The organism is Rhodococcus sp. IEGM 1381, assembly GCF_030056795.1.
Lineage (GTDB): Bacteria > Actinomycetota > Actinomycetes > Mycobacteriales > Mycobacteriaceae > Rhodococcoides.
This window is the reverse complement of record NZ_JASHKQ010000029.1, coordinates 1-13552: the sequence shown is the minus strand read 5'-3', so window position 1 is coordinate 13552 and position 13552 is coordinate 1. Positions and strand designations below refer to the sequence as shown.

Here is a 13552-nt window from a genome sequence, read left to right as displayed (position 1 = left end):
AGCTCACCGACGGTGTGAACACCTTCGCGCTTGAGGCAGTTGTAGGAACGGACGGTGAGGTCCAGATCCTCGATGGGGAGTCCGAAGGAAGCGATGTGATCGGCCTCGGCGGGCGAGGGTCCGATCTCGATGCCTTCTGCTTCGACGTTCAGCTCACGGGCGAGGCCGAAGAGCTCAACCAGGGTCTTGCCCGCCGAAGCGAGCGCGTCCCGCGCGGTGATGGAATTCTTGGTTTCCACGTCGAGAACGAGCCGATCGAAGTCGGTGCGCTGTTCGACGCGGGTGGCCTCCACCTTGTAGGTGACCTTGAGCACGGGCGAGTAGATCGAGTCGACCGGAATACGGCCGATCTCGGCACCCGATGCCTTGTTCTGGACGGCGGGGACGTAGCCGCGACCGCGCTCGACGACGAGCTCGATCTCCAACTTGCCCTTGTCGTTCAGGGTCGCAATGTGCAGATCAGGGTTGTTCACCGTCACGCCGGCCGGGGGAACGATGTCGCCTGCGGTGACAGCGCCGGGGCCCTGCTTGCGGACGTACATGGTGACCGGTTCGTCTTCTTCGGAGCTCACGACGAGGCCCTTGAGATTCAGGATGATGTCGGTGACATCTTCCTTCACACCGGGGACCGTAGTGAACTCGTGGAGAACACCGTCGATACGGATGCTGGTGACAGCAGCGCCGGGGATCGACGAGAGCAGGGTGCGGCGGAGCGAGTTGCCGAGTGTGTAACCGAAGCCGGGCTCGAGCGGCTCGATGACGAATTTCGAGCGGTTGTCGGCGATGACCTCTTCGGTCAGCGTCGGGCGCTGTGAAATGAGCATTGTGTGTTCCTCCTGTACGGGCGTCCGCTATTTGACGCCCACGTGTGGAGGCGAAGACGCATGTGAGCCTCGCGAAGAGACTCACATGCGTGCTGCGCCTTACTTCGAGTAGTACTCGACGATGAGCTGCTCCTGGAGCGGCACGTCGATCTGTGCGCGCTCCGGCACCCGGTGAACCAGGATGCGAAGACGGTTGGGAACGACCTGCAGCCACGGTGCGACCGGACGATCGCCGTAGCTCTCGCGCGCGATCTGGATCGGCAGTGTCTGTGCGGACTTCTCGCGGACATCGATGATGTCGTACTGCGAGACGCGGTAGCTGGGGATGTCCACTCGCTTGTTGTTCACGAGGAAGTGGCCGTGGGTGACCAGCTGGCGTGCCTGACGACGCGTGCGTGCGAGACCCGCACGGTAGACGACGTTGTCGAGACGAGTCTCGAGGATGGTCAGCAGGTTCTCACCGGTCTTGCCGGCGGCCCTGTTGGCTTCCTTGTAGTACAGACGGAACTGCTTCTCCATGACGCCGTAGGTGAAGCGAGCCTTCTGCTTCTCCTGCAGCTGGAGCAGGTACTCGCTCTCCTTGATCCGCGCGCGACCGTGCTGGCCGGGCGGGTAGGGACGACGCTCGAACGCCTGGTCGCCTCCGATGAGGTCGACGCGCAGACGACGGGACTTGCGGGTCATAGGACCGGTATAACGTGCCATTACTTAGTAACCTTTCCCTTTCCCGCTAGACCCGACGCCGCTTGGGCGGACGGCAGCCGTTGTGCGGCTGAGGGGTGACGTCGGAGATGGTGCCGACCTCGAGGCCAGCGGCCTGAAGCGAGCGGATCGCGGTCTCACGGCCGGAGCCGGGACCCTTGACGAAGACGTCGACCTTCTTGACGCCGTGCTCCTGTGCCTTGCGGGCAGCGTTCTCGGCTGCGAGCTGGGCGGCGAACGGAGTCGACTTACGTGAGCCCTTGAAGCCCACGTGTCCCGAGGACGCCCACGAGATGACATTTCCGGCGGGGTCGGTGATCGACACGATCGTGTTGTTGAACGTGCTCTTGATGTGCGCAGATCCGTGCGGGACGTTCTTCTTGTCCCTGCGACGCGTCTTCTGCGTCTTCTTCGGACCGGTACCGCGTGCTTTAGGGGGCATTACTTCGCCTTCTTCTTGCCGGCAATGGTGCGCTTGGGGCCCTTACGGGTGCGCGCGTTGGTCTTGGTGCGCTGTCCACGGACGGGCAGTCCACGACGGTGGCGAATGCCCTGGTAGCAGCCGATCTCGATCTTGCGACGAATGTCGGCCTGCACCTCGCGGCGCAGGTCGCCCTCGACCTTGAGGGACTCGTTGATGTAATCGCTGAGCTTGCGCAGATCCTCGTCACCGAGATCCTTGCTACGCAGATCCGGGCTGACGCCGGTTGCCGTAAGAATCTCCTTGGAGCGGGTACGGCCGACGCCGTAGATGTAAGTCAGTGCGATCTCCATGCGCTTTTCGCGCGGAAGATCCACACCTGCGAGACGTGCCATGTGGCATTTCCTTTTCTTGTCCGGAGGTCTGCTCCCAGTCCGTCCCCTGTGTCCTTCACACCGCTGGGGTGTGAAGCGTCTTTCAACTAACTCAGTGGGGCCCCGGCCTCCGTGCCGGGGGTATGCCGCAACGCGTGTGTCGCGGTTGGTGCTGGGAGGTCATCTTCTAGCTGTTGCCAAGCCGACGTGCGAAAAGCTCGGTGGTTATCCCTGACGCTGCTTGTGGCGCAGGTTGTCGCAGATCACCATGACGCGCCCGTTACGACGAATCACCTTGCACTTTTCGCAGATCTTCTTGACGCTCGGCTGAACCTTCACGTCGTTGATCTCCTGTGTGTAGCTCGGCCCCGCTGTAGGCAGCGGTCCCGAGCATGGTTCCCCCCGACCGGACGTGGCCGGGGAAGCTCTTACTTGTAGCGGTAAACGATGCGTCCACGCGTGAGGTCGTAGGGCGAAAGCTCTACGACGACGCGATCCTCGGGAAGGATGCGAATGTAGTGCTGACGCATCTTTCCGCTGATGTGAGCGAGTACCTTGTGGCCGTTTTCGAGCTCAATGCGAAACATCGCATTGGGCAGTGGTTCGACTACTCGGCCCTCTACCTCGATAGCACCGTCTTTCTTGGCCATATCCTCCGCGATCCTGGCTCTCACACCTGGTTGATTGCATCTGTTTCCGTTACCGTGATGCCTTCTGACCGGCCCGATTTCTCAGGACAGCGTGTCGCCGGAACGGCTCACGACCCCTCGAGGCACGCAAGCATCCGGTACGCAGGACGCACCGTCGATCCATGCTACCGGGTCGGCGTCCGGCAACCAAATGAATCGGAATCCGTAGACGCCTTATCGGTTGCGGCCGATACTGCTGACGAATATCGTCTCCCCCGGTAACCGAGGCGATCGGACGCAGTCGAATGACGTGAGGACAAGGTAATCAGTAGCAGCGAGGCGGCAGACAACCCGACAATCTCGGTGATAATGCCGGCGTACAACTGCGCTGATGTTATAGACGCGCAGTTGCAGGCACTGGCGGCACAGGATTACGCGCACTCGTTCTCCGTCGTGGTGAGCGACAACGGCTCGACGGACGGACTTCGGGCGCACGTGCAAAACCACCGCCTGGCAAGCGAACTGAACCTCACCTACGTCGACGCATCGGGCTCATCCGGGGCGTCGTACGCCCGCAATCGAGGCGCGGAATCAGCCGCCGGTGAATATCTTGCGTTCTGCGACGCTGACGACGCTGTGCATCCCAGCTGGCTGAGTCGCCTCGTCGAAGCCCTCGAGTCGGCAGATCTGGTGGGCACCGCGCTCGAGATCGACACGCTCAATTCCGACAGAACCCGACCGGCGATACCGTTTGCAGCAGCCGAACACCAAGGAAAGAACCCGTTTCGGCCGTTCGTGATCGGTGCAAGTATGGCGTGCCGCGCGTCGATGTATCGAGTACTCGGCGGCATGAGGGAAGATGTTCACGCGAGCGAGGACCTGGAGTTCTCGTGGCGTGCGCAGGGCGAGGGCTTTCGCCTCGCCTTCGTGGCCGAGCCACTCGTCGCGTATCGCTTACGCGACGGTCTTCGATCTCACTTCAAACAGGCCGCGGCTCTGGGGTACGGATCGGCTCACGTGTGCGGGCTGTATCGAGCGCATGGCTGCCCACCGTTTCGGATTCGGCACAGCGTGCTAGCTCTGTTGACCATGACGGTCCGGAATCCGCTGGTACCCGACGTCCTGGGAGGGATACCCGCTGACCTGTGGACTCGTGAAGTCGCGGGCCAACTAGCCGTGCTTCGCGGAGGGATACGCCACCGATCGCTGCGCTGGTAGCCCTTACGGACGGAGGGTCAGGATTCGAGGCCCGTCCTCGGTCACGGCGACCGTGTGCTCCCAGTGTGCCGAGCGCGATCCGTCGGTCGTGACGACTGTCCATCCGTCTTCGAGGATGTCGGTGTCGTAGGTCCCGAGAGTCAGCATCGGTTCGATCGCGAGCGTCGATCCGACGACCAACTCGGGGCCCTTGCCCGGCGCACCTTCGTTCGCCAGGAACGGATCCATGTGCATCTCGCGGCCGATTCCGTGGCCGCCGTAACCGTCGACGATTCCGTACTTACGGCCGTGCGCTTTTTCCGCCGCATGTGTTCCGGACTCGATGGCGTGCGACACGTCGGTGAGTCGGTTACCAGGAAGCATGGCAGCGATACCCGCTTCCATCGACAGTCTCGTCGCCTCGCTCAGCATCGCGTCGGCCTCGATGATGTCTCCGACGGCGAACGTCCACGCGGAGTCTCCGTGCCAACCGTCGAGCACTGCACCACAATCGATGGACACCAGGTCGCCTGCAGCCAAAACCTCGTCAGCTGACGGGATGCCATGCACCACACGATCGTTCACCGAAGAGCAGATGCTGCCGGTGAAGCCGTGGTACCCGAGAAACGACGGAACTGCCCCCGCGTCCCGAATCACCGCTTCGGCCACTCGATCGAGTTCGAGTGTCGACACCCCGGGACCCGCCGCGTTTCTGACGGCAACCAGCGCAGCGCCTACGACCGCACCGGCGGCAGCCATCGCGTCGAGCTCACCTGCGCTACGAAACGGGACGACTTTGCGTTTACGGCCGAACGCCATTACTTGCCGTGATCCTCGATGGACTTCAGCGCGCGGCCGTTGACGTCGTCCACTTCACCGATCGCGTCGACCGTGACGAGCTCGTCGGCGTAGTAGTCGAGCAGCGGTGCCGTCTCGTCTCGGTACACCTTCAGGCGGTTGCGGATGACGTCCTCTTTGTCGTCCTCGCGACCGCGCGCAAGCATCCGTTCGACAACGACGTCCTCGTCGACGACGAACGACAGTACGGCGTCGAGCTTCGCGTTGAGATCGGACAGAATCCCCACGAGAGCCTCGGCCTGACCGACCGAACGTGGGAAGCCGTCGAGCAGAAAGCCGTTGACGGCATCGGGCTCGGCGAGACGGCTGCGAACCATGTCGACAGTCAGCTCACTGGGAACCAGATCGCCGGCGTCGAGGTACTTCTTCGCTTCGAGGCCGAGCGGCGTCTTCTCACCGATGTTCGCGCGAAACAGATCTCCGGTCGAGATGTGCGGCACGCCCAGCTTCCCGGAGAGGAGAACGGCTTGGGTGCCCTTGCCGGCACCGGGGGGACCGAGCAGAACAAGTCTCACTTGAGGAACCCTTCGTAGTTGCGCTGCATGAGCTGGCTTTCGATCTGCTTCACGGTGTCCAGGCCGACGCTGACCATGATCAGCACGGCTGTTCCACCGAACGGGAGATTCCCGCCTCCACCCGAACTGCCGATGTCGAGGAACAGGTTCGGGAGCACAGCGATCGTGCCCAAGTAGATCGAGCCGGGCAGCGTGATCCGGCTGAGGACGTAGTTGAGGTAGTCCGCAGTCGGCTTGCCGGGGCGAATACCGGGAATGAACCCACCGAACTTCTTCATTTCGTCGGCGCGCTCTTCGGGATTAAACGTGATCGCCACGTAGAAGTACGTGAAGAAGACGATGAGACCGAAGAAGATCGCGATGTACACGGGGTTGGCCGGGTTCACCAAGTACTCGTTGATGATGCGCTGCCACCAGCTGGGATCCGTTGCGGTGCTCGCAGAGGTGAGCTGTGCGATCAGATTGGGCAGGTAGAGCAACGAGGATGCGAAGATTACCGGGATGACGCCGGCCTGGTTGACCTTGAGCGGAAGATAGGTCGAGGAGCCGCCATACATTTTTCGACCGACCATGCGCTTGGCGTACTGAACCGGAATACGGCGCTGACCCTGCTCGACGAAGACCACACCGGTGATGATGAGGAACGCTGCGAAGCAGACGAACCCGAACACCAGTCCACCGCGGCTCTCGAGGATCGAGTTGCCCTCGGACGGGATGCGCGAGGCGATTCCGGCGAAAATGAGCAGCGACATTCCGTTGCCGACACCGCGCTCGGTGATGACCTCGCCGAACCACATCACGACGGCTGCACCTGCAGTCATGACGAGCACGATGATGACGAGCCCGAAGATGGACTGGTCGGCGATGATGTCCTGCTGACATCCCTGGAGCAGCTGGCCGCGCGAGGCGAGGGCCACCAGGCCGGTCGCCTGGAGGATGGCCAGTGCGATCGACAGGTAACGCGTGTACTGCGTCATCTTGGCTTGGCCGGACTGTCCCTCCTTGCGGAGTTCCTCGAACTTGGGGATGACGACGGTGAGCAGCTGCACGATGATGCTGGCGGTGATGTACGGCATGATGCCGATCGCGAACACCGAGAGCTGGAGCAGCGCTCCACCCGAGAACAGGTTGATCAACGAGTAGATGCCCGCCGAATCTCCACCGGAGACCTGGTCGATGCATGCTCGGACATTGGCGTAGTCGACACCCGGCGACGGCAGCGTTGCACCGAAGCGATACAGGGCCACCAGACCGAGCGTGAAGAGGATCTTCCGTCTCAGGTCAGGAGTCCTGAGGGCCGACACGAAGGCGGAAAGCAAAGATCCTCCTGGCACGACTGCGTTGACGCCGCGAGTGCTTCACCGGGAGCGACTGATGCTCCCGTGAGCCTCACGAACATGGACTGCGGACGACATACATCGACCGCATCGGTACGAACTTCTCTGAACTCTAGAACTCTAACAGTGCGCATCGAGCGAACCGACGGTCAGTGTTGGACCCCGGCCGATCGGTCGGCACACACGACATTGCGGGTAGGCAACGATGGCCGCAGCTCAGCTGCGAGAGCTGTGGCTGCGGCCATCGTCACGAACTGTTGTTCGGTGTACTGCTACTCAGCGCACCGAAGCAATGCTCATACCTCGGTAGTAGAACCGCCGGCAGCGGCGATCTTTTCCTTGGCCGATCCCGTGAACTTGTTAGCCGAGATCTCGACCTTCACGGTCAGGTTTCCGTCGCCGAGAACCTTGACGAGCTCGTTCTTGCGAACAGCTCCCTTGGCAATCAGTTCGGGGATACCGATCTGACCACCCTCGGGGAACAGACGCTCGATGTCGCGCAGGTTCACGACCTGGAACACGACACGGTTGCGGTTGGTGAAGCCCTTGAGCTTCGGGAGCCGCATGTGGAGGGGCATCTGGCCACCCTCGAAGCGTGCCGGCACGTTCTTGCGTGCGCCGGTTCCCTTGGTACCGCGACCTGCGGTCTTGCCGCGCTTGCCACCTTCACCACGGCCGACGCGAATCTTCGTCGACTTGGATCCGGCTGCGGGGCGCAGGTGATGCAGTTTGATGGTCATGGTTAGACCTCCTCAACAGTTACGAGGTGGCGCACCGTGTTGACCAGTCCGCGGTTCTGCGGGTTGTCCTCGCGGACGACCGTCTGGCGGATGCCCTTGAGCCCGAGAGTACGCAGGCTGTCACGCTGGTTCGCCTTCTGGCCGATGGTGCTCTTGATCTGAGTGACCTTCAGCTGAGCCATTACTTCACCGCTCCTGCCTGTGCGCGTGCGCGCAGCATTCCGGCGGGTGCAACCTCTTCGAGGGTCAGGCCACGGCGAGCCGCAACTTCCTCGGGACGCTGCAGACCCTTGAGGGCTGCGACGGTAGCGTGCACGACGTTGATGGCGTTGTCGCTACCGAGCGACTTCGACAGCACATCGTGGACACCGGCGCACTCCAGCACTGCTCGCACAGCACCACCGGCGATGACGCCGGTACCGGCGCTGGCCGGACGCAACATGACGATGCCGGCAGCGGCTTCGCCCTGGATGGGGTGCGTGATGGTGCCGGCGATCATCGGGACGCGGAAGAAGCTCTTGCGAGCCTCCTCGACACCCTTCTGGATGGCCGCGGGAACTTCCTTGGCCTTGCCGTAGCCGACGCCGACCAGTCCGTTGCCGTCACCGACGATGACGAGGGCGGTGAAGCTGAAGCGTCGACCACCCTTGACCACCTTGGAGACGCGGTTGATCGTGACGACCTTCTCGATGAAGTTCGACTTGTCCGCAGCGTTTCCGCCACGGCCGTTGTCACGACGGTCACGACCGCCACCACCGCGGTTGTCGCCGCGCTGGTTGTTGTCGCCACCTGCGTTGGGGCCACTGTTCTGTCCGGCGGGGCCGCTTCCGCCGTCACGCCGTTGACGTCCCGGCATCAGGCTGTCCTTCCGTTGTCAGTCATTGTCATCATCAGAACGTCAACCCGCCTTCGCGGGCTGCATCTGCGAGTGCCGCGACGCGGCCGCTGTAGTTGTTGCCGCCGCGGTCGAACACGACTGCCTCGACGCCGGCTGCCTTCGCACGGCTGGCGATGAGCTCGCCGACCTTTGCACTGACGGCCTTCTTGTCGCCCTCGAGCGCCCGCACATCGGCTTCGATGCTCGACGCGCTGGCCAGCGTGTGGCCCGCGAGGTCGTCGATCAACTGCACGTGGATGTGACGCGAGGACCGGTTGACGACCAAGCGCGGACGCTCGGGCGTTCCGGAGATCTTCTTGCGAAGGCGGAAGTGACGACGTGCCTTCGACAGGCGACGCTTCGTCGAGACGTCGGTGCCGCGCGGTGTGCGCTTGACGACGTTCGCCTTGTCTGCTGTTTGCTGGCTCATATCACTTACCCGTCTTTCCGACCTTGCGGCGGATCACTTCACCCTCGTAGCGGATGCCCTTGCCCTTGTACGGGTCCGGACGCCGCAGACGACGAATGTTGGCAGAGATCTGACCGACCTTCTGCTTGTCGATGCCGACAACGGTGAATCGCGTGGGCGACTCGACCGTGAACGTGATGCCCTCGGGTGCTTCGATCAGCACGGGATGGCTGTAACCGAGTGCGAACTCGAGGTCCTTGCCCTTGAGTACGACGCGGTAACCGACGCCGTGAATCTCCATCTTGGTGGTGTAACCGTTGGTGACACCGGTGATGAGGTTCGCGACGAGAGTGCGCGAGAGGCCATGCAGCGAGCGGCTCTTACGCTCGTCGTCCGGCCGGGTGACGGCGATGGTGCCGTCGTCGGCGCGAGCGATCTTGATGGGCTCGGCGACTGTCAGGCTCAGGGCACCCTTGGGGCCCTTGACCGCAACGTCCTGGCCGTCGATGGTGATATCGACGCCAGCGGGGACTGCGACCGGCAATTTTCCAATACGTGACATGGTGTGGCCTCCCCTACCAGACGTAGGCGAGGACTTCTCCGCCCACACCCTGCTTGGCAGCCTGACGCTCCGTGAGCAGACCGGTGGACGTGGAGATGATCGCCACGCCCAGGCCGCCGAGAACCTTGGGCAGATTGGTGGATTTTGCGTACACCCGGAGACCGGGCTTGGAGACGCGTCGCACGCCGGCGAGGCTGCGCTCACGGCTCGGGCCGTACTTCAGATCGACGATGAGGGTCTTGCCCACCTCGGCGTCTTCCGTGCGGTAATCGGAGATGTAGCCCTCACGCTTGAGGATCTCGGCGATGTTCGCCTTGAGCTTCGAGTGGGGAAGCTTCACCTCGTCGTGGTACGCCGAGTTGGCGTTGCGCAGACGAGTCAAGAAGTCTGCAATTGGATCGGTCATCGTCATGGTGTGACCTGTGCACCTTTCTCGCAGCGGTTCCCATGCAGCACGCGCGGGCTGGTGCCTGTGGGTTTCGGAAAACCGTCGGGCCTGGCTCGTCACATCGTGGGCCTACAGCGAAGTGAACATGTCCTGACCGACTGTTGCCGGTCAGGGGTTGCGCTCCAAGCAATGCATCGCTGCACTGCCAGGTGTTACGAGCTTCCGCATGTTCAATGCTGACGTACGGAGAACTCGAGGTTGCGTTTGGTGTATTGCAAGGACTCGCGTGCAGGCACGACGAAGCCCGGGCAACCGCTCTAGTGTAGGCATCACGCACCCGAAGACCAAATCGCCCTACCACTGCGCAGCGGCTCGGGTCCAGTCGGACACCCCGACGACCACTAATTCGCTAACGTCGGACCATGACGGACTCGAAGGCAGTCGACATCGACCACCTCACCCACACTCTGCGCGACCGCAACATCGCCGGGGTAACCATCGGCTGGGTCGACAACAACGGGATTGTCCGATCACGCACAGTGCCCACCGCAGAATTGACTGCAGTCGCACGTCGAGGAGTAGGAGTCACCGCGGTGTTCGCGGTGTTCGATTCGCATGACGGGATCACATTCGCCCACGACGGACTGTCGACGCCGTCCGGCGATGTGCGGTTGATTCCGGTGATCGACAACGCGTCGAGCGTGGTCCCACTTGCTGGCCAACCAGGTTTGGCCTGGGTGCACGGTCGGCAGGTCTCGGCCGACGGCACACCGTGGCCCTACGATCAGCGTGCTGTTCTCGAGCGGCAGGTGCAGAGGGCGTCCGATGCCGGTTTCGAGGTGCGGGCCGGATTCGAGATCGAGTTCGCCCTGACTCGCGAATCGGACGGACTGTCTGCTCATCGCGGACCTGCTTACTCGCGAACGCACTTCGCGATGTCGACGAATTCGTAGTCCTGCTACTCGAGGCGCTTTCTGTGAATGGCCTCGACATCGGTCAGATTCATGCCGAGTACGGCGGCTGCCAGCTGGAGATCGCACTGAGTCCACTCGATCCACTTGCTGCAGCCGATGCGCAAGTTCTCGCGCGGCAGACCATCCACGCAGCAGCACGGGCCCAGGGCCTGCGGGCGAGCTTTGCTCCCCTGCCCTCGTCGAGCAGTGCGGGTAACGGATGGCACCTGCACACATCACTGGTTCACGACGGCCACAACGCTCTGACCGGAGACGGAGATCATGGACTGTCCGACACCGGGCGGGCGTACATCGCGGGCATCGTTCGAGAACTCCCGGGACTCACTGCCATCACGGCACCGAGTTCGGGGTCGCTGCTGCGTCGTCGACCGGGTTACTGGGCAGGTGCCTTCGGGTTCTGGGGCGTCGAAAACCGTGAGGCTGCAGTGCGACTGGTACCGGCCTCGCCCCTTCTCGGCCCGGAACACACCAACGTCGAGTTGAAGGCGTGCGACGCGTCCGCCAATCCGTATCTGGCGCTGGCCGTCACGATCGCGGCCGGCCTGTCCGGAGTGGCGGATTCGGCGCAGTTGCCGCCACCGGTTCAGCAGGACGTGGGTGGCTGGGACGACGCACGTCGCGATGCCGCGGGTATCTCCCCGCTCGCGACGACCCATGTGCAGCAACGTGAGAACCTACTCTCGTCTGCACTGGTCGCGAACGTGCTGGGCGAGGACCTTCTGGGCGCGTTCGTTGCCTGCCGGGACGCCGATGCAGCGTGGGCGGAGAGTCACACCGAGGACGAACTACTCGAATCGCTGCGATGGATCTACTGACGTGTTGCGACGGTTTGCCGGGGCATCCGCGATCATCTCGACTCTCGATCAGGCTCTGCCACAACCGGATCAACTCTGCGGACCGTTCTCGGCATCGGTAGCGTTGACCGCTGTTCTCGACGATGGCGCACCGGATGTCACGGCGCTCGCGGTCGCATCGGGATCCGCGATCTGGCCGGTCGAGGTGGAGTCGGCGCGTCCTCCTGGATCGCCCCGGATCACCGACGGGTGGGATGGACTGCCGAGGGCTGCATCGATCGATGCAGCCGGGACGAGTGCCAAGGGTCTCGCGGTGGGCATCGAGACGGCGACCGGCCACCGCGTTGCCGTGGTTCCGATCATGCGGCCCGGTGTCGCGGAATTGCGTCTGCTACTCGGCCGTCTTGCCGACGTCCGGTTCCGATTCGGCTTGGTGGCGAATGTCCATACCGAGGGACTGACCCAATTCGATTGGAGCGTCGGACATTTCGTGACCGTCTGGGGATTCGATCCAGTCGAGGACGTAGTGGCGATTGCCGACACCTATCGGGAACTTGGAGGCCCGGATATGCCGCCCGGATGCCGAACCGTCTCCACAGACGCCTTCGCGTCGGCGATGTCCGAACGTGGCCTGCTGCTGATCGTCGGCAGCAAGGATCGGCGTGCAGCGGGAAGCCTGGTCCGCTCGCTGGAACTCCGAAGCGAATTGTGGTCCGTCTGAGATCGGGGCCCGACACAACGCACAATGGGCGTGGGTTCCTTTCGGAACCCACGCCCATCAGCGTGGTGTGCTGAAGCCCGAGGGCTTCAGATCACCAGGAGCTCTTGCGAACTCCGGGAAGCTCTCCGGCGTGTGCCATTTCGCGCACGCAGATACGGCAGAGGCCGAACTTGCGGAACACGGAATGGGGACGGCCGCAGCGGTTGCAGCGAGTGTATGCACGCACCGCGAACTTCGGCTTCTTGTTGGCCTTGTTGACCAATGCCTTCTTCGCCATGGACTCAGTTCTCCTTGAACGGGAAGCCGAGGTGCTTGAGCAGCGCGCGGCCTTCTTCGTTGTTGGTTGCGGTGGTTACTACGGTGATGTCCATGCCGCGCGGACGATCGATCTTGTCCACGTCGATCTCGTGGAACATCGACTGCTCGTTGAGGCCGAACGTGTAGTTTCCGTTGCCGTCGAACTGCGTGCCCGAAAGGCCGCGGAAGTCCCTGATTCGGGGAAGGGCAATGGAGACCAGACGGTCGAGGAACTCCCACATGCGGTCGCCACGAAGGGTGACGCGTGCGCCGATGGGCATTCCTTCGCGCAGCTTGAACTGTGCGATGGACTTGCGAGCCTTGCGGATCTCCGGCTTCTGGCCGGTGATGGCAGCGAGGTCGGCAACTGCACCGTTGATCAGCTTGGCGTCACGGGCGGCGTCGCCGACACCCATGTTGACGACGACCTTGACGATGCCGGGGATCTGCATGACGTTCTCGTATGCAAATTCGGTGTTCAGGGCGTCTTTGATCTCGGCGCGGTAGCGCGCCTTGAGGCGGGGCTGTTCGCCCGCGATGTTTTCGGTGGTAGTCATCTCAGATGTCCTTCCCGTTCTTCCGGGAAACACGAACGCGCTTGCCGGATTCCTCATCGGTCCGGTAGCCCACGCGAGTGGGGTTGCCGTCCGAGTCGACCACTGCAACGTTCGATACGTGGATCGGGGCTTCCTGGGTGACGATGCCACCCGAGGATGCGCCGCGCTGGTTGGCGGAGACCGCGGTGTGCTTCTTGATGCGGTTCACGCCCTCGACGAGAACCTTGGAGTCAGCGGGGTAGGCCTGAATGACCTTGCCCTTGGCGCCCTTGTCCTTGCCTGCGATCACGAGAACGGTGTCGCCCTTGTGCACCTTCATTTACAGCACCTCCGGGGCGAGCGAGACGATCTTCATGAACTTCTTCTCACGCAGCTC

The 13552-nt window shown here is 62.7% G+C and carries 22 protein-coding genes; 4 read left to right on the top strand and 18 right to left on the bottom strand.

Annotated features, from left to right (window positions below; translation table 11 throughout):
• From QM797_RS26105 to infA, 6 genes are all read right to left on the bottom strand, one after another.
• Window positions 1-824, bottom strand: an 824-nt coding sequence (locus QM797_RS26105) for a DNA-directed RNA polymerase subunit alpha (RefSeq protein ID WP_283278639.1), incomplete at its 3' end; no start/stop codon positions are given.
• A gap of 99 nt (window positions 825-923) precedes the next feature.
• A complete protein-coding gene (gene rpsD, locus QM797_RS26100) occupies window positions 924-1529 on the bottom strand; it encodes a 30S ribosomal protein S4 (RefSeq protein WP_283278638.1) in 606 nt (201 codons plus the stop codon).
• Between the two features lie 25 nt (window positions 1530-1554).
• On the bottom strand, window positions 1555-1968 hold the full coding sequence (gene rpsK / locus QM797_RS26095) for a 30S ribosomal protein S11 (protein ID WP_019663574.1): 414 nt from the start codon (window positions 1966-1968) through the stop codon (window positions 1555-1557).
• On the bottom strand, window positions 1968-2342 hold the full coding sequence (gene rpsM, locus QM797_RS26090; RefSeq protein ID WP_283278637.1) for a 30S ribosomal protein S13: 375 nt from the start codon (window positions 2340-2342) through the stop codon (window positions 1968-1970). The genes rpsK and rpsM overlap by 1 nt, the downstream gene beginning before the upstream one ends.
• A 204-nt stretch (window positions 2343-2546) precedes the next feature.
• Window positions 2547-2660, bottom strand: a complete 114-nt coding sequence (rpmJ, locus tag QM797_RS26085) for a 50S ribosomal protein L36 (RefSeq protein ID WP_025347279.1) — start codon at window positions 2658-2660, stop codon at window positions 2547-2549.
• 89 nt (window positions 2661-2749) lie between these two features.
• The gene (infA, locus tag QM797_RS26080) at window positions 2750-2971 is read right to left on the bottom strand and encodes a translation initiation factor IF-1 (RefSeq protein WP_005140011.1); all 222 of its coding nucleotides are present in this window, start codon (window positions 2969-2971) and stop codon (window positions 2750-2752) included.
• A gap of 342 nt (window positions 2972-3313) precedes the next feature.
• On the opposite strand from infA, the gene QM797_RS26075 reads away from it, so the two are divergent.
• Window positions 3314-4168, top strand: coding sequence for a glycosyltransferase family 2 protein (locus QM797_RS26075; RefSeq protein WP_283278636.1), 855 nt, complete (start codon window positions 3314-3316; stop codon window positions 4166-4168).
• A gap of 3 nt (window positions 4169-4171) precedes the next feature.
• On the opposite strand, the gene map is transcribed toward QM797_RS26075, so the two are convergent.
• The 9 genes from map to rpsH form a co-directional block, all read right to left on the bottom strand.
• Window positions 4172-4966, bottom strand: a complete 795-nt coding sequence (map, locus tag QM797_RS26070) for a type I methionyl aminopeptidase (RefSeq protein ID WP_283278635.1) — start codon at window positions 4964-4966, stop codon at window positions 4172-4174.
• Entirely contained in the window at window positions 4966-5520 is a 555-nt protein-coding gene (locus QM797_RS26065; RefSeq protein WP_283278634.1) for an adenylate kinase, read from the bottom strand. Before QM797_RS26065 ends, map begins: the two co-directional genes overlap by 1 nt.
• On the bottom strand, window positions 5517-6839 hold the full coding sequence (gene secY, locus QM797_RS26060) for a preprotein translocase subunit SecY (protein ID WP_032376651.1): 1323 nt from the start codon (window positions 6837-6839) through the stop codon (window positions 5517-5519). Before secY ends, QM797_RS26065 begins: the two co-directional genes overlap by 4 nt.
• Before the next feature lie 314 nt (window positions 6840-7153).
• Window positions 7154-7597: a 50S ribosomal protein L15 gene (gene rplO / locus QM797_RS26055; RefSeq protein ID WP_283278633.1), complete on the bottom strand. Its 444-nt coding sequence runs from the start codon at window positions 7595-7597 to the stop codon at window positions 7154-7156.
• Between the two features lie 2 nt (window positions 7598-7599).
• Window positions 7600-7779 carry a 50S ribosomal protein L30 gene (gene rpmD, locus QM797_RS26050; protein ID WP_008718256.1) on the bottom strand — a complete coding sequence of 60 codons (180 nt, stop codon included), beginning with the start codon at window positions 7777-7779 and terminating at the stop codon, window positions 7600-7602.
• A complete protein-coding gene (gene rpsE / locus QM797_RS26045; protein ID WP_283278631.1) occupies window positions 7779-8453 on the bottom strand; it encodes a 30S ribosomal protein S5 in 675 nt (224 codons plus the stop codon). Before rpsE ends, rpmD begins: the two co-directional genes overlap by 1 nt.
• Window positions 8454-8487: 34 nt before the next feature.
• The gene (gene rplR / locus QM797_RS26040) at window positions 8488-8904 is read right to left on the bottom strand and encodes a 50S ribosomal protein L18 (protein WP_283278630.1); all 417 of its coding nucleotides are present in this window, start codon (window positions 8902-8904) and stop codon (window positions 8488-8490) included.
• Between the two features lies 1 nt (window position 8905).
• The gene (gene rplF, locus QM797_RS26035; protein ID WP_027496323.1) at window positions 8906-9445 is read right to left on the bottom strand and encodes a 50S ribosomal protein L6; all 540 of its coding nucleotides are present in this window, start codon (window positions 9443-9445) and stop codon (window positions 8906-8908) included.
• 13 nt (window positions 9446-9458) lie between these two features.
• Window positions 9459-9857, bottom strand: a complete 399-nt coding sequence (gene rpsH, locus QM797_RS26030) for a 30S ribosomal protein S8 (RefSeq protein WP_008718266.1) — start codon at window positions 9855-9857, stop codon at window positions 9459-9461.
• A 398-nt stretch (window positions 9858-10255) separates the two neighbouring features.
• On the opposite strand from rpsH, the gene QM797_RS26025 reads away from it, so the two are divergent.
• The 3 genes from QM797_RS26025 to QM797_RS26015 are packed head-to-tail and all read left to right on the top strand — an operon-like array spanning window position 10256 to window position 12322.
• Window positions 10256-10786, top strand: a complete 531-nt coding sequence (locus tag QM797_RS26025) for a type I glutamate--ammonia ligase (protein ID WP_283278629.1) — start codon at window positions 10256-10258, stop codon at window positions 10784-10786.
• Window positions 10787-10809: 23 nt separating this feature from the next.
• Entirely contained in the window at window positions 10810-11622 is an 813-nt protein-coding gene (locus tag QM797_RS26020; protein WP_283278628.1) for a hypothetical protein, read from the top strand.
• Window position 11623: 1 nt separating this feature from the next.
• Window positions 11624-12322 carry a DUF6885 family protein gene (locus tag QM797_RS26015; RefSeq protein ID WP_283278627.1) on the top strand — a complete coding sequence of 233 codons (699 nt, stop codon included), beginning with the start codon at window positions 11624-11626 and terminating at the stop codon, window positions 12320-12322.
• Between the two features lie 91 nt (window positions 12323-12413).
• Here QM797_RS26015 and QM797_RS26010 read toward each other — a convergent pair whose 3' ends face one another.
• From QM797_RS26010 to rplX, 3 genes are read right to left on the bottom strand one after another with little or no spacing between them, the layout of a single operon-like run.
• Window positions 12414-12599 (bottom strand): type Z 30S ribosomal protein S14, encoded by a 186-nt coding sequence (locus QM797_RS26010; protein ID WP_008718273.1) that lies wholly within the window; start codon window positions 12597-12599, stop codon window positions 12414-12416.
• A 4-nt stretch (window positions 12600-12603) separates the two neighbouring features.
• Window positions 12604-13176, bottom strand: a complete 573-nt coding sequence (gene rplE, locus QM797_RS26005; RefSeq protein WP_008718275.1) for a 50S ribosomal protein L5 — start codon at window positions 13174-13176, stop codon at window positions 12604-12606.
• 1 nt (window position 13177) lies between these two features.
• Window positions 13178-13495 carry a 50S ribosomal protein L24 gene (gene rplX, locus QM797_RS26000; RefSeq protein WP_008718278.1) on the bottom strand — a complete coding sequence of 106 codons (318 nt, stop codon included), beginning with the start codon at window positions 13493-13495 and terminating at the stop codon, window positions 13178-13180.
• Window positions 13496-13552 lie beyond the last annotated feature (57 nt).